The 16,772-nt window shown below is 67.4% G+C and carries 12 protein-coding genes and 1 pseudogene; 5 read left to right on the forward strand and 8 right to left on the reverse strand.

Annotated features, from left to right (window positions below):
• From ACE3P6_RS10240 to ACE3P6_RS10265, 6 genes and pseudogenes are all read right to left on the reverse strand, one after another.
• A pseudogene (locus ACE3P6_RS10240) lies at window positions 1–217 on the reverse strand (hypothetical protein); the annotation flags it as partial.
• A gap of 110 nt (window positions 218–327) precedes the next feature.
• The gene (locus tag ACE3P6_RS10245; protein WP_374394502.1) at window positions 328–1,227 is read right to left on the reverse strand and encodes an NAD(P)-dependent oxidoreductase; all 900 of its coding nucleotides are present in this window, start codon (window positions 1,225–1,227) and stop codon (window positions 328–330) included.
• Window positions 1,228–1,257: 30 nt separating this feature from the next.
• Window positions 1,258–2,811 (reverse strand): trimethylamine methyltransferase family protein, encoded by a 1,554-nt coding sequence (locus ACE3P6_RS10250; protein WP_374394808.1) that lies wholly within the window; start codon window positions 2,809–2,811, stop codon window positions 1,258–1,260.
• A 5-nt stretch (window positions 2,812–2,816) separates the two neighbouring features.
• The gene (locus ACE3P6_RS10255; RefSeq protein ID WP_374394505.1) at window positions 2,817–3,647 is read right to left on the reverse strand and encodes an oxaloacetate decarboxylase; all 831 of its coding nucleotides are present in this window, start codon (window positions 3,645–3,647) and stop codon (window positions 2,817–2,819) included.
• Window positions 3,644–6,085 carry an FAD-dependent oxidoreductase gene (locus ACE3P6_RS10260; protein WP_374394508.1) on the reverse strand — a complete coding sequence of 814 codons (2,442 nt, stop codon included), beginning with the start codon at window positions 6,083–6,085 and terminating at the stop codon, window positions 3,644–3,646. The genes ACE3P6_RS10255 and ACE3P6_RS10260 overlap by 4 nt, the downstream gene beginning before the upstream one ends.
• A gap of 68 nt (window positions 6,086–6,153) precedes the next feature.
• Window positions 6,154–8,580, reverse strand: a complete 2,427-nt coding sequence (locus tag ACE3P6_RS10265; RefSeq protein ID WP_374394511.1) for an FAD-dependent oxidoreductase — start codon at window positions 8,578–8,580, stop codon at window positions 6,154–6,156.
• Window positions 8,581–8,756: 176 nt separating this feature from the next.
• Between ACE3P6_RS10265 and ACE3P6_RS10270 the strand changes: the two genes are divergently transcribed.
• From ACE3P6_RS10270 to ACE3P6_RS10280, 3 genes are all read left to right on the forward strand, one after another.
• Window positions 8,757–9,602, forward strand: a complete 846-nt coding sequence (locus ACE3P6_RS10270) for a LysR family transcriptional regulator (protein ID WP_374394513.1) — start codon at window positions 8,757–8,759, stop codon at window positions 9,600–9,602.
• 156 nt (window positions 9,603–9,758) lie between these two features.
• Entirely contained in the window at window positions 9,759–10,898 is a 1,140-nt protein-coding gene (rffA, locus tag ACE3P6_RS10275; RefSeq protein ID WP_374394515.1) for a dTDP-4-amino-4,6-dideoxygalactose transaminase, read from the forward strand.
• A 136-nt stretch (window positions 10,899–11,034) separates the two neighbouring features.
• Window positions 11,035–11,958: a hypothetical protein gene (locus tag ACE3P6_RS10280; RefSeq protein WP_374394518.1), complete on the forward strand. Its 924-nt coding sequence runs from the start codon at window positions 11,035–11,037 to the stop codon at window positions 11,956–11,958.
• Here the strand turns inward: ACE3P6_RS10280 and ACE3P6_RS10285 are convergent.
• Window positions 11,955–12,641 (reverse strand): GntR family transcriptional regulator, encoded by a 687-nt coding sequence (locus ACE3P6_RS10285; RefSeq protein ID WP_374394521.1) that lies wholly within the window; start codon window positions 12,639–12,641, stop codon window positions 11,955–11,957. The genes ACE3P6_RS10280 and ACE3P6_RS10285 overlap by 4 nt on opposite strands.
• Entirely contained in the window at window positions 12,638–13,987 is a 1,350-nt protein-coding gene (locus ACE3P6_RS10290) for a formimidoylglutamate deiminase (RefSeq protein ID WP_374394524.1), read from the reverse strand. Before ACE3P6_RS10290 ends, ACE3P6_RS10285 begins: the two co-directional genes overlap by 4 nt.
• 66 nt (window positions 13,988–14,053) lie before the next feature.
• Here ACE3P6_RS10290 and hutI point away from each other — a divergent pair, with 66 nt between their 5' ends.
• A complete protein-coding gene (gene hutI / locus ACE3P6_RS10295; RefSeq protein WP_374394527.1) occupies window positions 14,054–15,247 on the forward strand; it encodes an imidazolonepropionase in 1,194 nt (397 codons plus the stop codon).
• Complete coding sequence (gene hutH / locus ACE3P6_RS10300; protein WP_374394530.1) at window positions 15,237–16,769, forward strand: histidine ammonia-lyase; 1,533 nt, start codon at window positions 15,237–15,239, stop codon at window positions 16,767–16,769. Before hutI ends, hutH begins: the two co-directional genes overlap by 11 nt.
• The last annotated feature ends 3 nt before the right edge of the window (window positions 16,770–16,772 follow it).

Genomic DNA, 16,772 nt, shown 5'->3' on the forward strand with positions numbered 1-16,772 from the left:
CGACCACTTCTGCGGCTTCGAGGATCGCCAGCTGCGCCTCCACCGCGTCCCAGGTCGGCTGGCCGGAGCGGCCGTAGTAATGCGAGGCCCCCTGCGCCTCGGGCAGGTGGAAGGTCGTCGCGACCGAGATCGGGGGGACGACGGGGTCGCCGAGGGCAAGGCCCGCCTTGCGGTGATGGAGCAGGCGGGCGATGCGGGCGTCGGTGTCGGCGGTCATGGCGGCTCCTTCTGTCCACAGTGGACAAGATTCGGACCCGCAATGAAATCAAAGGCTTGGTCGCGGGCGTTTACCGAAGCTTAACCCGCGTCCCCGGGCCTCTCAAGCCGTCACTCCAGCCGCGCCGGGAAGCCTTCGGCGCGAAGGTCGGTGTGCAGAAGGTCCTCCAGCAACTTGGCGATCATCGGCGACTGCGCCTCGCCGCCGAAGGCCGCCCTGGCCGCGATATAGGTCTGCTGCGTGATCGAGGCGAGGTCGAGCGGCACGCCGAATTCCTTGCCGAAGCCAAGCGCGAAACCCAGGTCCTTCAGCGCAAGGTCGATGTTGAAGGCGATGTCGTAGGAGCCGTTCAGGATCAGCGCGCCTTCGGTTTCATGGACGAAACTGTTTCCAGAACTTGCTGCAATCGCGTGCCATGCCTGGCCGAGGTCCAGCCCGCCCCGCTTCGCCAGCATCAGCGCTTCCGAGGTCGCCTTGAGGTGGATGAAGGCCAGCATGTTGGTGATGACCTTGATGATCGCCGCCGAGCCGAGCGGCCCCATGTGGAAGAGCCGCTTGCCGATCACCGACAGCGCCGGGCGGTGCAGGTCGACCAGATCCTGGTCGCCGCCCAGAAGCACGGTGATCTCGCCCCGCGCGGCCAGATGGACGCCGCCAGTCACCGGAGCCTCCAAGAGGCGCACCTCGCCGATCCGGGCAAGGCCCGCAAGGCGCAGCACGTCATCGCGGCCGAGGGTGGAATTCTCGATCCAGGTCGCACCCGCTTTGAGCCCGGTCATCAGTTCGGCCAGCACGGCTTCGGACACGGCGGGATTGGGCAGGCAGGTGAAGACATGGTCCACCGTTTCGGCCAGCGCCGAAACCGAGGGCGCGACTGTCGCCCCCAGCGCGGCGTGGCGCTCGGCGAGCTTGGCGTTGCGGTCATAGACGGTGACGCGGTGGCCCGCTTGCAGAAGGCTTGCCGCCAGATGGCCGCCAAGGTTGCCGAGGCCGATATAGCCGTAGTGCATTTCCTGCGTCTTTCCCGTGCGTTGCGCGCGCTACCTGAAGTAGATGTTGAACCGCTTTCGGATCATCGCGTCAAGCTCTGGCTCGATCCGGCAGCCCGCCTTGCCCAGGATCGCGTTCTTCCGGGCGATGGCGGTGTCAAGGAGCAGCGGCTTGCCGGCCTCGTTCCATTCCTTCGGCGACATGCGGTTGCCGACGTTGGGGTAGATGTATTCGGTCTGCATCAGCTTCAGCGTCTGGTCGCTGCCGAGATAGTGTCCCGGCCCGCCGAGGCAAACCTGCTTCATCGCGTCGAGGGAGGTGCTGTCCGGCGTCACGTCGATGCCGCGCACCAGCCGCATGGCCTGGCCAAGAAGGTCGTCGCCGAGGACGAGGCTTTCGAGGCAGAAGCCGAGGAGCGAGGCGTGCATGCCGACCGCCTCGTAGCACATGTTCAGGCCAGCCAACCCGGCAAGCGCGTTGGTGATCCCCTGTTCCCAGCCCGCCTGCATGTCGGGGAGCTTGCTGTCGCTGATACCGCTCGCCGCGCCGCCCGGCAGGTCGTAGAACCGGTGCATCTGGGCGCAACCGGCGGTGAGCAGAGCCTGTTCCGCGCTGCCGCCGGACATGGCGCCTGTTCGCAGATCGGAAACGAAGGGCCAGGTGCCGAAGATCGCCGGGGCGCCGGGCTTGATCGCGTTGACATAGACCACGCCCGCGAGGCATTCGGCCACCGCCTGCACGATGGTCAGCGCGATCGGCGCGGGCGAGGTGGCCCCGGCCTGACCGGCGCTCAGCAGAAGCATCGGCATGCCGCGCCGGATGCAATCCTCCATCGTGATGCAGGATTCCTCGGCGAATTTCATCGGCGGCACGACGAAGCAGTTCGAGTTCGAGACGAAGGGCCGTTCCAGCCATTTCTCCTCGCCACCCGCAACCATGTGCAGCATTTCGAAACAATCGGCGACGTGGGACGGGTCGGAGAAGCTGGTGCCGACGTGCTTGGTGGTGCCTGCAAGACAGCCGTACAGCGTGTTGAGGTCCATCTCCTTGTTGTCGGTGACATCCCGGCACACCATCGTGCGCTGGTAGAAATGGATGTTGTCGAGGTTGTCGACGAGACGGGCCGCGTCATAGAGGTCCTGCGCAGTCGACTCGCGGTAGTCCAGCGTGACGGGGTCGACGATATGGACCGCCGCGCCTGCCGTGCCGTAGTGGACATTGGTCCCGGTCAGATGCAGGTCGTGCTTCGGGTCACGGGCGTGCAGGGTGATGTTGCGCGCGGCCTTGGTGAGCATGTCCTCGACCAGCGCGCGGGGGAAGCGGATGCGGCCGTCGTCGCCTTGGATGGCGCCCGCCTCGGTCAGCAGCTTCACGCCGGAGGGCGGGGCCTGGGAGAGGCCGATCTGCTCCAGCGCATCCAGCGCAGCGGCGTGGATCTGCTGGACCGCGACTTCGGTCAGCGGCTTGTACTGGCCGCCGGGCAGGCCCGCGCGGACGGGTTTCACGTCGTCGGCCAGGGGGGCGGCGCGCAGGGCAACGCGGGCCTGACGACCGCCGGAGCGGCGGGCGCGGGTGGGTTCGCAGGTTTCGCCGATGTCGGGCATGTCGGTCATTGGGAGGCTCCTTTCAGGAGAAGCGCGTCGATTTCGTCACCACTGGCAGTGCCGGCAAGGGGGGCAAAGCTGCCGTGATCGAGCATGGCGGTGGTGGCATCGCGGATCGCGGCGTGGGTCAGCCGGGCAATCTGGCTGCCGGTGGAGATGCGGCGGACGCCGATTGTTGCGAGTTCTGCGACGGTGAGTTGTTTGAGCGGTCCGGCGGCGAGGGCGTTCACCGGCTTGGTCACGGAGGCGACGATCTGCCTCAGTTCTGCGGGTCCGGGGGGCACGGGGATGTAGAGGAGGTCGGCCCCGGCGGCCTCGAAGGCCTGCAGGCGGCGAATGGCTTCCTTGAGATCGTAGGTGCCGTGCATGACGCCGTCGGCGCGGGCGCAGAAGATGAAGGGGCGGTTCAGCGCGCGGGCGGCGGCGGCCCCGGCCTTGATGCGTTCCACCGCCAGATCGAAGGCGTAGGGCGGATTGCCGGAGATCATCCGGGTGTCCTCGACGCTGATGCCCGACAGGCCCGCCTCACCCGACAGGCGGACGGTTTCGGCGACATCCTCGGGCGCGTCGCCGAAGCCGTTCTCGAAATCGCCGGAGACGGGGAGCGGCGTGGCGGAGATCAGGTCCTGCGCATGGGCCAGCGCCTCGTCGCGGCTGACGGTGCCGCCGTCGGCGCGACCGAGGGTGAAGGCATGGGCGGCGGAACTGGTGGCCAGCGCCTTGGCCCCCAGCGCCGCCATCATCTGCGCGCTGCCCCGGTCCCAGGGATTCGGGATCACGAAGCAGCCCTGCTGATGCAGGTCGTGGAAGGTCTGGTGGCGGGCGGCCAGTGTCATGCGCGGATCCTTTCGGATTTCGGGTCGTACAGCGGGGCGAGGCTGGCGATGGCCTCATGCCGCTGGCCCGCGACCTCGATTTCATAGCGCGCGCCAAGGATGTCGTCGTCCGACTGACCCTTGGCCGGGACATAGCCCATGCCGATGGCGCCGCCGAGATGGTGGCCATAGGCGCCGGAGGTGACGGGGCCGACGATTTTCCCATCGCGGACAATGGCTTCGTTGTGGAAGAGGAGCGGTTCGGGGTCCTTGAGGCGGAACTGCAGGAGCTTGCGGTCGAGGCCCTGCTGTTCGCGGCGCAGCACCGCCTCGCGCCCGATGAAGGCGGGTTTCTTGCGGCTGACGGTGAAGCCGAGGCCCGCTTCCAGCACATGATCCTCATCGGTGATGTCATGGCCCCAGTGGCGGTAGGCTTTCTCGATCCGGCAGGAGTCGAGGGTATGGAGGCCACAAAGCTTGAGGTCGGGCGCGGCCTCCATGATCGCCTCGAAGACATGGGCAGTCTGGTCGGCGCTGACGTAAAGCTCCCAGCCCAGCTCGCCGACGTAAGTGACACGATGCGCGCGGGCGAGGCCCATGCCGATCTCGATTTCCGCAGCATGGCCAAAGGGATGTCCGGCATTGCTGAAGTCGTTCGGTGAGACTTTCGCCAGCACCTCGCGCGACTGCGGGCCCATCAGGCAGAGGACGCTTTCGGCGGCGGTGACATCGGTGATGACGGCGAAGTCGTCGCCGAGGTTGGCCCGCATCCAGGCGAGGTTGCGTTGCAGGGTGGCACCGGGGACCACAGCGAGGAAAGCGGTCTCGGAGAGCCGCGTCACGGTAAGATCGGCCTCTATCCCCCCGCGATCATTGAGGAACATGGTGTAGACGATCCGCCCCGGCGCCACATCCATCTGGGCCGAGGAAATCCGGTTCAGGAAGGCGCAGGCGTCGCGGCCCTCGATGCGGATTTTCCCGAAGCTGGTCATGTCGAAGAGGCCCGCCGCTTCCCGCACCGCCATGTGTTCGGCCTTCTGGTTGTCGAACCAGTTCTGCCGCTTCCAGCTGTAGCGATATTCCCGCTCCTGCCCTTCGTTCGCGAACCAGTTGGCGCGTTCCCAACCGGCGACCTCGCCAAAGACCGCGCCACGGGCGGCAAGCTGATCATGGATCGGCGAGCGCCGGACGCCTCGGGAGGTGACGACCTGCCGGTAGGGGAAATGATCAGCGTAGAGGAGGCCCAGCGTCTCGCTGACCCGGTCCTTCAGATACTTGCGGTTCTTCTGGAACGGCTGCGCCCGGCGGATGTCGACTTCCCAGAGGTCGAAGGGCGGCTCGCCTTCGGTGATCCAATGCGCCAGCGCCTGCCCCGCGCCGCCCGACGAGACGATGCCGATGGAATTGTATCCGGCGGCGATCCAATAGCCTTTCACCTCGGGCGCCTCGCCCAGGTAGTAGCGGTCGTCGGGGGTGAAGGACTCCGGCCCGTTGAAGAAGGTGTGGATGCCTGCGGTCTGGAAGAGCGGCATCCGGTGCATCGCATGTTCCAGGATGGGCATGAAATGGTCCCAGTCCTCGGGCAGCGTGTCGAACTCGAAGTCCTTGCGGATGCCGTCCATGCCCCAGGGCTTTGCCTTCGGCTCGAAGGCCCCCAGCATCATCTTCCCCGCGTCCTGCTTGTAATAGGCGCATTCGTCGGGGACGCGCAGCACCGGGGTCATCGGGTCAAGGCCCGCGACGGGTTCGGTGATCAGGTAGAAATGCTCGCAGGCATGGAGCGGCAGGGTGACGCCGTTCTGCAAGGCAAGGTCCCTGCCCCACATGCCGCCGCAGTTGACGATCACGTCGGCCTGAATATGCCCCGGCCCCTCCGCCGTCTCATAATCCACTCCGGTGACGCGCCCCCCGGCGGTGGTGACACCCGTGACCAGCGTGTTCTCGAAGATCTTCGCGCCCCGCATCCGGGCGCCCTTGGCCAAGGCCATCGCGATGTTGGCCGGGTCGCACTGGCCGTCCAAGGGCAGTGCCACCGCGCCGACCACGCCGTCGATGTTCAGGTGGGGGTATTTCGCCTTGGCCTCGGACGGGCTGATCTCATGCACCTCCACATCGAAGATGCGCGCGACGGTGGCCTGTCGCAGCAACTCTTCATGGCGCTCCTTGGTCAAGGCCACAGAAATCGAGCCGACCTGCTTCATGCCGGTGGCAACCCCGGTCTCCGCCTCCAACCCGCGATACAAATCCGCCGAATACTTGGCGAGCCGCGTCATGTTCGCCGACCCGCGCAGCTGGCCGATCAACCCCGCCGCGTGCCAGGTGGTGCCGGAGGTGAGCTTGCGGCGTTCCAAGAGCACCACATCGCTCCATCCTGCCTTGGCCAGATGATAGGCCACCGAACAGCCCGAGACCCCGCCCCCGATGACAACTGCGCGTGCTTTGGTAGGAATCTCAGCCATTCATCCGGTCTTTCATACTGGTCCAAATATCCCGGGGGTCCGGGGGCTGGCCCCCGGTCCACCCTCCGTCATGCGCGGATGCGTTCGTTCCTAGCGTCCCAGGCCGGGCCATCCGCCAGCACCGTGGCCTTCACCCGGTCGCCGAAGATTTCCACCTCGACTTCGGTTCCCGGCACGGCGAGGTCCGCCCGCAACATGCCCAGCGCCAGCGAATGCCCGACCCGGTAGCCCCAGGCGCCCGAGGTCGTCTCGCCCACCACCTGACCACCGTGCCAGAGCGTCGACATGTAGGGCGCATCACACTCCCCCGCCTCGACCTTCAGCGAGACGAAGCGCTTCTTCACGCCGCGCTGTTTCTCGGCCTGCAAAGCCGCCTTGCCGGGGAAGTCGTGGGTCCAGTCGATGAACCGTTCCAGCCCGCCTTCCAGCAACGAATAATCGGTGGAAAGGTCGCCCTTCCAGGCGCGATAGCCCTTTTCAATCCGCATCGCATTCAGCGCGCGCATCCCGAAGGGCTTCGCGCCCCCCGCCAGCAGCGCCTCGTAAATGGCCGGGGCGTCCCCCCGGTCGCAGTGGATCTCCCAGCCGAGTTCCCCGGCGAAGGAGACGCGGAGCAGGGCCACATCCTTGCCCGCAACCTTGGCGAAATACTGGACGGACAGCCAGGGCAGCGTCAGGTCGGCCTCGGCGATCCCCGCCAGCAGGTCGCGCGCCTTGGGGCCGGTGACGATGAAGCAGTGGATCTTGTCGGTCCAGTCCTCCAGCACCACGCCCTCGGGCAGCCCCTTCCGCAAGATGTCGGCGTCATGGCCCTGCGCGACGGCGGCGGTGATGACGCCCACGTCCTCGTCCGAGAACGGCAGGCAGGTCATTTCGGTGACGATGCGGCCCCTGTCGTCGGCGAAATAGAGGAGGCCGGTGCGCCCCGGCTGCGGCAGTTTCGACGCCGTGAGGCTTGCGAGATGCGCCCGCGCGCCCGGTCCCGTCAGGCGCAGGCGGGTGAAGCCCGGCAGGTCCAGGACGCCCACGCCATCGCGCACCGCCTCCACCTCGGCGTGGATGCGCGGTTCCCACGGACCGGCGCGGCCCCAGGTCTGGGTCGCCTCCCAGGAGGTGTCGTCCCCGGCTTGGGCGAACCATTCCGCGCGCTCCCAGCCGTTGTAGGGCGCGAACTGGGCGCCGAGGGCTTTCAGCCTGTCATGCACTGGCGACAGTTTGCGGTCGGGGGCGGCGGGCCAGCGGGCCATCGGGAAATGCATGCCGTATTCGTGGCCGTAGACTTCCTTGCCCTTGGCGACCAGATAGTCGTGATCCTCCCAGCCCGTGAACCGGCGGGGATCGCAGGACCACATGTCCCATTCGGTGCCGCCTTCGGTCACCCATTCCGCCAGCACCTTGCCCGCGCCGCCCGCCTGACAGATGCCGAAGGTGAAGACGCAGGCCTCGAAGGCGTTGGGCACTCCGGGCATCGGGCCGATCAGGGGGTTGCCGTCGGGGGTGTAAGGGATCGGGCCGTTGATCACCTTGGTCAGCGCCGCCTTCTGCAACAAGGGCACCCGGGCCATGGCGTCCTCGATGTGCCATTCCAGCCGTTCCAGGTCGTCGGGGAAGAGCTGGAAGCTGAAATCCTCCGGCATCGGGTCGTCGGGCGTCGCCCAATGCGCGCGGCAGGTTTCCTCGTAGGGGCCGAGGTTGAAGCCCATCTTCTCCTGCCGCAGGTAGTAGCTGGAGTCGACATCGCGCAGCAAAGGCAGCTTGTGGCCGACCTCCTTGGTCCAGGCCTCCAGTTCCGGGATGGTGTCGAACAGCATGTACTGGTGGCTCATCACCATCATCGGGACGCGCCGCCCGAACATCGCCCCCACCTGCGCCGCGTAATAGCCGCCCGCGTTGACGACATATTCGGCGCGAACCTCGCCCTTGGGGGTGCTGAGGATCCATTCCGCCCCGGTCCAGCGCGCCGCCGTCACCGGGCAGAAGCGCTCGATCCGCGCCCCCAGCTTGCGGGCGCCCGCCGCCAGCGCCTGGGTCAGCTGCGCCGGGTCGATGTCGCCGTCATAGGGATCATAGAGCGCACCGGTCAGGTCGTGGGTCTCGACGAAGGGGTATTTCGAGCGGATCTCGTCCGGCGACAGGATCGTCAGGTCCATCCCCTGATAGCGCCCCATGCCGACGACGCGCTTGAATTCCTGCAACCGTTCCTTCGAATGGCCCAGCCGCACCGAGCCGGTGACATGGTAGTTCATCGGATAGTCCACCGCCTGCCCGAGGCCCCGGTAGAGGTTGGCCGAATAGCGCTGCACGTTCATGATCGACCAGCTGGCGGAGAAGGTCGGCACGTTCCCCGCCGCGTGCCAGGTCGACCCGGCGGTCAGCTCGTTCTTCTCCAGGAGCAGGCAGTCGGTCCAGCCCGCCTTCGCCAGATGGTACAGCGCCGAGGCCCCGACCGCCCCGCCCCCGATGATCACCACCCGCGCTTGCGCAAATTCCGCCATGACCGCCCTCCCGAAGCTTGCGCCACTATCTGCCGCCAAGCGCCCGCTTTCAATTCGGGCGGAACCGGGCTATTGATCGACAAACCCGATCACGCCTTTCACATTTGCCCAAATATCCTCGGGGGGTCCGGGGGGCGAAGCGCCCCCGGGGCCTGCCACCAGCGCAGCGGCGACCCATGCAGATCGACCTCCTCGACACCTTCCTCGACCTTGCCGAGACCCGCAGCTTCCACCGCACGGCCGAGCGTCTCAGGATCACCCAGTCCACCGTCTCGGCCCGGGTCACCGCGCTGGAACAGGCGGTGGGGTCCCGGCTCTTCGACCGCTCGCGCGCAGGCACCGACCTGACCCCGGAAGGCAAGCGCTTCGAGCCCCATGCCCGCGCGCTGCGCCATGAATGGAATGAGGCGCGGCGCCGCATCCAGATCCCGCAGGGCGCGTCGCAGCTTCTGCGCCTCGGCATCCAGAACGACCTGGCGGCGGTCTATCTGGGCGACTGGGTGGCGCGGTTTCGGGCGGCGGTCCCGGAGACCGCCTTCTACATCGAACCCGATTATTCCAACCAGATGTGCGCCGACCTCTTGACTGGCATCCTCGACTTCGCGGTGATGTTCAGCCCCAAGCCCCACCCCGACCTGCATTTCGAAAGCGTGGGCGAGGTGAGCTACCGGATGATCTCGACCGATACCCCGCGCCTTGCCGAAGTGACCCCAGGCCGTTTCGTCTTTGCGCATTTCTCCCCCGCCTTCGAGGAGATGCACCGCCAGCTGACCCCCGACCTTGCCACGGCTGCGGTGTCGGTCGGGCAATCCGGCTCGGTCGTCTCGCTGCTGATGGCGATGGGCGGGTCGGGCTATGTGCTGGAGAAAACCGCCGCCGATCTGGTCGCCGGGGGCCGCTTCATGGCGGTGGAGGACGCCCCCGACCTGCGCCAGCCGGTCTTCGCCGCGATCCATATCCGGCACCGGACGCTGCCGCTGCACCGCAAGCTGACGCAGCTGGTCGCCCGGCATTTCGGGTAGTGACCGGGCCATCGGCAACGTCGGCCGTGCCGTCAATCCGCGCGCCCCGCGCGTATGGTCTTCCGATGCGGACAGCCGCCCGCCCTGCGGCTTGACTTGCGGAGAATGACTCTGCTACGCCAAGGCCTGCATCAAATGGATAAGTGCGCATTGCCAATGCGGAATATTCCGTTCAACAAACCATCTATCGTAGGTTGCGAACTCGACAATCTGCTCAAGGCCGTTGATTTAGGCCAGCTATCGGGAGACGGCAAGTTCACCCGCCAGTGCAACCGCCGGATCTCGGAGATGACCGGGGGGGCGACCGCACTTATCACGCATTCCTGCACCGCGGCACTTGAGATGGCGGCCCTTCTGTGTGATCTCGCGCCGGGGGACGAGGTCATCATGCCCTCGTTCACTTTCGTTTCCACCGCCAATGCCGTGGCCCTGCGCGGCGCGGTTCCGGTGTTCGTGGACATCGACCGCGCGACGCTGAACATCAGCCCCGAAGCCGCTGCCCGCGCGGTGACGGCCCGGACGAAAGCCATCTTTGCCGTGCATTACGCGGGTTTCCCCGCCGCGATGGACCGGCTGGCCGAGACCGCCCGCGACCACGGGCTGCTTCTTGTCGAGGATGCGGCGCAGGCCCTGGGATCGTCCTTGAACGGCAGGCCGGCCGGGTCGCTGGGCGACATGGCTGCCTTCAGCTTCCACGAGACCAAGAACATCATCAGCGGCGAAGGCGGCGCGCTGACCCTGACACGTCCCGAACTGGTGGAGCGCGCCGAGATCATTCGCGAGAAGGGCACCAACCGCTCGCGCTTCCTGCGGGGACAGGTGGACAAGTATACCTGGGTCGACCTCGGGTCCTCCATGCTGCCCGGTGAACTGATCGCCGCCTTCCTCGCCGGGCAGTTGGACCATGCAGATGCCATCCGCGACCGGCGGCTTGCGATATTCGACCGCTATGCGACCGGCTTCGCCGATCTGGAGGATGCAGGCCGGGTGGGCTTGCCCCATGCGGCGCAAGGCGTGACGGGCAACGGGCACATGTTCTACCTGCTGCTGCGCGACATCGACGACCGGGACGCCTTCATCGCCCATATGCGGAACGCGGGGATCGTGACACCGTTCCACTATGTTCCGCTGCACTCCGCCCCGGCGGGACTGCGCTATGGTCGCGCCGATGGCGCCCTGCCGGTCACCGACGACATCTCGGCCCGCCTCGCGCGGCTGCCGATGTTCTGGGCGCTGGAGGACAGCGCGGTGGATGAGATCATCGCTACGGCCAGAACCTGGCTTCTGCAAAACTGAGGTCGCAAGGCATGGGATATTTCAGCCTGTATGCGTTTGAAGCGAGTGCGGGTGCCCTGCCTGGAAAGATTGTGCCGGCCGCGGACGACGCTTCGATCCGGGCCTGCCTTTCGGCGCTGGCACGGGAGTCAGATGAATGAACCTGAGCTACGTTGTGGTTGCCCCGCCCTACAACCCCGATGGCGGGGGCGCGATCTTTCTTCACGAACTGGCCTATGCGCTGGACGACCTGGGCGCGAAAGTAAAGATGTGGCCGGTGCACAATCCCGCCCCGGGGCATCCGGTCGCCTGGGTCAAAGCGGCCTTCCAGCATCCGTCGCTGCTGTGGCGGGGGCCGTGGTTCGCGTTTGCCCCAGGCCGGAAACTGCCACTGGCCAAGCCGGACGATCTGCGCAAGAGCGTGGTGATCTATCCGGAAATCGTGCTCGGAAACCCACTGAAGGCGCAGAAGGTGGTCCGCTGGCTGATGTATCGACCGGGCCTGCTGTATCCCTACGAGTTCGGCCCGGACGAGATGTTCTTCCGGGTCGGCGAAATGTTCGACCTTCCCGAGGTCACAGGCGGTGCACCTGATCTCTTCCTCTGGAAGGTCAACCCGATCTATCGCAACGAAGGCCGCAAGGATCGGAGCGGGGCGTGTTTCATGGTCCGCAAAGGGTTGGAGAAGCCAAGGATCGCGGAAACGGCGGATGCCATCCAGATCGACGACCTGTCGCATCAAGAGATCGCAAGCATCTTCAACCGCTGCGAGACCTTCTACTCCTACGACGAGGCCACCTTCTATTCGCAATATGCCGCGATCTGCGGCTGCCTCAGCGTGGTGATTCCGGGTCTCTACCCGTCTCGCGAGGCTTGGGTGTCCGAGCATGAGCTTGCCCGATACGGGGTGGCCTATGGGTTGGACGACCTCGACCATGCCCGCGCGACGCAAGACCGCGTGCTTCCGCTCTTGCAGGCGAAAGAGGCCGCTGGGCTCGATACGGTGCGGAACTTTATCGCCCTTACCGAAGCCAGGTTCGGCGGGGGTGAGGGTCGCACGGATATCGCCGCAAAGACCTAGAACAGCATCTGCACCCGGTGCCCTGGTGCATGGGCGAGGCGGACCAGCGTCACCGGGCCATTGGTCCCGTGGGTGGTCCGTTCCGCCACCAGAAGTGCGGTGCCGGGGGGGGTGCCCATCACCTCGGCTTCGCGGGGGCTGGCCGGTTCGGCGGTGAAGGCGATGTCGCCGGAGACGAGGCTGACATGCGTCACCAGCCATTCGTTCGCGCTGACCGCAGTGAAATCCGGCAGGGGCGCGGGCAGGCAGGCGGGGTTCAGCCAGCGGGTTTCCAGCATGAAAGGCCGCCCGCCTGCCAGATGCAGGGTTTCCAGATAGCGCATCGCCGTGCCTTCCGGCAGGCCGAGGCGCGCGGTGACGGGGACCGGGGCGGGCTGGGTGCGATCGGCCAGAAGCTTGAAATCGTAGGCGAGGCCGCGCCCCATCACATCCAGCCGGATCACCGGGATCTCCAGCCGCGCGCGACGCACCGGAAGCTCGGCCACCCGCGTCCCGGCGCGTTTCTTGCGTTCCACCACGCCGGCCTCGGCCAGCGCGGTCAGCGCGCGGTTGACAGTCGCACGGGCGACCCCGAATTCCTCGGCCAGCGCCTCCTCTCCCGGAATCAGCGCTCCGGGAGGCCAGTCGCGGGCGCGGATGCGGCGCAGGACTTCGGCGCGGATGTCCTCCCAGCCGAGGGTCACAGCGCCTCGCGCAAGCGGCGCATGGTGGCGCGGAAGCGGTGGGCGATGGCGTCGCGGGCGATGTGCTGGCCGTTCTGGACGATGTGCCGACCAGCGGACCAGAGATCGGTGACAAGGCCGTCGCGGCCCGCGAAGACGAAGGCGTCGAGAAGCTGGTCGCCGCCCAGCCCCTGCAAGCGCAGATCGTCGGTGTCGAGCGCCAGAAGATCGGCCCATTCGCCGACCGCAATCGCCCCCGCCCCGCGCCCCGCCGCCTGAGCGCCGCCCCTCGCCGCGCCCTGCCACAGCAAGCGCCCGGTCGAGCGGCTGTCGGCCATCACCGCGCGGGCCTTCAGGTTCAGCCGCTGGGAATATTCCAGCAGCCGCAATTCCTCGGGCAAGGAAATGCGGACGTTGCTGTCGCTGCCGACGCCGAAGGCGCCCCCGGCGGCCAGCCAGCCGGGCGCGTCGAAGATGCCGTCGCCGAGGTTCGCCTCGGTGATCGGGCATAGCCCCGCGACCGCGCCGGTTTTCGCCAGCGCCGCCGTTTCGGCGGGCGTCATCTGGGTGGCGTGGATCATGCACCACCGGGCGTCCAGCGGCAGGTTCGCGACAGCCCAGTCGACGGGACGTGCGCCCCAGGCGGCCTGAACCTCTGTCACTTCGGCGACCTGCTCGGCGATGTGGATGTGCACCGGCCCGCCCGGCACCATGCCCGCGACCCGGTCCAGCGTCGCCCGGCTGACTGCCCGCAGCGAATGCGGCGCGACGCCCAGCACGGCATCCGGCATCGCGGAGAGCGCCCGCCCTGCCCCCTCCAGCAGGGCCGCATAGACCTCGGGCGAGGAGCCGAAGCGCAGCTGCCCCCCGGCCAGCGCGCGGCCATCGACCCCGCCCTGTTCGTAGATCACCGGCAGATGGGTCAGGCCCAGCCCGGTCTCGGACGCCGCCGCCGCGATCCGCAGCGACAGTTCCGCCGGGTCGGCATAGGTGCCGCCGCCGACCGGATGATGCAGGTAGTGGAATTCGCAATCGGCGGAAAAGCCGCTTTCCGCCATCTCGACCATCGCCTGCGCGGCAATCGCCTGCACGTCCTCGGGGCTCAGGCGGTCGAGGAAGCGGTACATCAGCGTCCGCCAGGTCCAGAAACTGTCCTGCCCCGCCGTCCGCGCCTCGGTCAGGCCCGCCATCGCGCGCTGGAAGGTGTGGGAATGCAGGTTGACCGGCGCGGGCAACAGGCAGCCGTGGGCCAGGCCTTCGGGCGCGTGGCCGGGACTGATCGAGGCGATGCGGCCATCCTCGATCACGATGCGGACGTCCCTGGCCCAGCCCTCCGGCAGCAGTGCGGTTTCAGCGTGCAGGATCATGGCGACTCACTTGACTTGCATTATGTCTAGACATATTAGCCAATACACCACGCATAAGGCAAGCCGATGCTCCTGACCCATGCCACCCTTGCGACGATGACGAATGGCTACGGCCTGATCCCCGACGCTGCCGTGGCGCTGGAGGGCGAGCGGATTGTCTGGGCGGGGCCGATGGCCGACCTGCCTGCCGCCTATCGGTCGCTTCCCGGGCATGACGCGGAAGGTCGCCTCGTCACCCCCGGGCTGATCGACTGCCACACCCATGCGGTCTTCGGCGGCCACCGGGCGGTGGAGTTCGAGCTGCGGTTGAAGGGGGCGAGCTATGAGGAGGTCGCCCGCGCCGGGGGCGGGATTCTCTCGACCGTGACGGCGACGCGGGCGGCGTCGGAGGCGGAGCTGCTGGCCCGCGCCCTGCCCCGCGTCGACCAGCTGATCGCCAGCGGAGCCACGACCATCGAGGTGAAGTCGGGCTATGGGCTGACCATCGCGGACGAGCTGAAGATGCTGCGCGTCGCGCGCAGGATCGGGCAGTCGCGCGCGGTGACAGTGAAGACGACGCATCTTGCCGCCCATGCCATTCCGCCGGAATTCAAAGGCAATGCAAAGGGTTATATTGCCGAGGTGGCGATCCCCTCGCTGCGGGTGGCGCAGGCCGAGGGGCTGGTCGATGCCGTCGATGCCTTCTGCGAAAACATCGCCTTCTCGGTCGAGGAACTGGCACCGCTGTTCGCCGAGGCGCGGGCGCTTGGCCTGGCCGTAAAGCTGCATGCCGAACAACTGACCGACCAGGGTGGGGCCGCCTTTGCGGCGCGGCACGGGGCGTTGTCGGCGGACCATCTGGAATATCTTTCGCCCGAAGGCATCGCCGCGATGAAAGCGGCGGGCACCGTCGCCGTGATCCTGCCCGGCGCCTTCTACACCCTGCGCGAGACGCAGGCCCCCCCCATCGCCGCCCTACGCGCCGCCGGAGTGCCGATGGCGGTCGCGACCGACCTCAACCCCGGTTCCTCGCCGATGGCTTCGCTGACGCTGGCGATGAACATGGCCTGCACCCTCTTCCGCCTGACGCCCGAAGAGGCGCTGCTGGGCACCACCGCCCACGCTGCGAACGCCTTGGGCCTTGCCGACCGCGGCCGCATCGCCCCCGGCCTGCGCGCCGATCTCTGTATCTGGGACGCCGATCACCCGGCGGAGCTTGCCTACCGCATCGGCGCCACGCCGCTTCACCAACGCATTTTCGGAGGCCGTCTTGACGCCTGAAATCCTGATCCCCGGCCAGGTCACGCTGGCGCAACTTGAGCGCATCTTCCGCCTGGGCCTGCCCGCCCGGCTGGCCGACAGCGCCCGTCCCGGCATCGAACGCGCGGCGAGCCATATCGCGGCGGCGGCGAATGGCGGAACGGCGGTCTATGGGGTGAACACCGGCTTCGGCAAGCTGGCCAGCATCAAGATCGCCCCGCAAGACACGGCCACGCTTCAGAAAAACCTGATCCTCAGCCATTGTTGCGGCGTGGGCGCGCCGATGCCGGAGGACGTGGCCCGGCTGATGATGGTGCTGAAGCTTCTGTCGCTGGGCCGCGGGGCTTCGGGCGTTCGCCCCGACGTGGTGGCCTGCATCGAAGGGATGCTGGCCCAGGGCGTGACCCCCGTGATCCCCGACCAAGGCTCGGTGGGTGCTTCGGGCGACCTTGCACCGCTGGCCCACATGACTGCCGTGATGATCGGACATGGCGAGGCACTGGTCGACGGCCAGGTGAAGACCGGCGCGGAAGCACTTGCGATAAAAGGGCTTTCGCCGATCACTCTTGGCGCGAAGGAAGGCCTTGCGCTGATCAACGGCACCCAGTTTTCCACCGCCTATGCGCTCGCCGGCCTCTTCCAGGGCTGGCAGGCCGCGCGCGAGGCGCTGGTGATCTCGGCGCTCTCGACCGATGCGATCATGGGCTCGACCGCGCCCCTGGAGCCGGAAATCCATGCGCTTCGCGGCCAGCCCGGACAGATCGACGCGGCGGCCACGATGCGGGCGCTGCTGGCGGGATCGGAGATCCGCGACAGCCACCGCGAGGGCGATACCCGGGTGCAGGACCCCTATTGCATCCGCTGCCAGCCGCAGGTGACCGGCGCGGCGATGGATGTGCTGCGGATGGCGGCGCGCACCCTGCAGACCGAGGCCAATGCCGCGACCGACAACCCGCTGGTGCTGTCGGACGGGCAGATCGTCAGTGGCGGCAACTTCCATGCCGAGCCGGTGGGCTTTGCCGCCGACATGATCGCGATGGCGCTGGCCGAGATCGGGGCGATTGCCCAGCGGCGGGTGGCGCTGATGGTCGACCCTACGCTGAGCTTCGACCTGCCCGCTTTCCTGACGCCGAAGCCCGGTCTCAACTCCGGCCTGATGATCGCAGAAGTCACCACCGCCGCCTTGATGAGCGAAAACAAGCATCTGGCGCATCCGACAGTGATTGATTCCACCCCCACCAGCGCGAACCAGGAGGACCATGTCAGCATGGCCGCCCACGGTGCCCGCCGCCTGCGCCGGATGGTCAAGAACCTGAACGTGATCCTCGGGGTCGAGGCGATGTGCGCCGCGCAAGGGGTGGAGTTCCGCGCGCCGCTGAAGACCTCCGCCCCGCTGCAAGCCGCCGTGCGCGCGCTCCGCACCGAGGTTCGCGCGCTGGAGGACGACCGCTACCTTGCCCCCGACCTTGCGAAAGCCGCCGCGCTGGTGGCTGCCGGTGCCCTGTCCACCGCCACCGGCATTCAGATGCCCGCCCTGGCCTGAGCG

Origin of the sequence: Tabrizicola sp. (assembly GCF_041911175.1) — a bacterium.
Lineage (GTDB): Bacteria > Pseudomonadota > Alphaproteobacteria > Rhodobacterales > Rhodobacteraceae > Tabrizicola.

Bases quoted from the DNA above. Each gene is read 5' to 3' on its own strand.
- ACE3P6_RS10245 (WP_374394502.1), bottom strand. From the start codon at position 1,227: ATGCACTACGGCTATATCGGCCTCGGCAACCTTGGCGGCCATCTGGCG.
- ACE3P6_RS10250 (WP_374394808.1), bottom strand. From the start codon at position 2,811: ATGCCCGACATCGGCGAAACCTGCGAACCCACCCGCGCCCGCCGCTCC.
- ACE3P6_RS10255 (WP_374394505.1), bottom strand. From the start codon at position 3,647: ATGACACTGGCCGCCCGCCACCAGACCTTCCACGACCTGCATCAGCAG.
- ACE3P6_RS10260 (WP_374394508.1), bottom strand. From the start codon at position 6,085: ATGGCTGAGATTCCTACCAAAGCACGCGCAGTTGTCATCGGGGGCGGG.
- ACE3P6_RS10265 (WP_374394511.1), bottom strand. From the start codon at position 8,580: ATGGCGGAATTTGCGCAAGCGCGGGTGGTGATCATCGGGGGCGGGGCG.
- ACE3P6_RS10270 (WP_374394513.1), top strand. From the start codon at position 8,757: ATGCAGATCGACCTCCTCGACACCTTCCTCGACCTTGCCGAGACCCGC.
- rffA (WP_374394515.1), top strand. From the start codon at position 9,759: ATGCGGAATATTCCGTTCAACAAACCATCTATCGTAGGTTGCGAACTC.
- ACE3P6_RS10280 (WP_374394518.1), top strand. From the start codon at position 11,035: ATGAACCTGAGCTACGTTGTGGTTGCCCCGCCCTACAACCCCGATGGC.
- ACE3P6_RS10290 (WP_374394524.1), bottom strand. From the start codon at position 13,987: ATGATCCTGCACGCTGAAACCGCACTGCTGCCGGAGGGCTGGGCCAGG.
- hutI (WP_374394527.1), top strand. From the start codon at position 14,054: ATGCTCCTGACCCATGCCACCCTTGCGACGATGACGAATGGCTACGGC.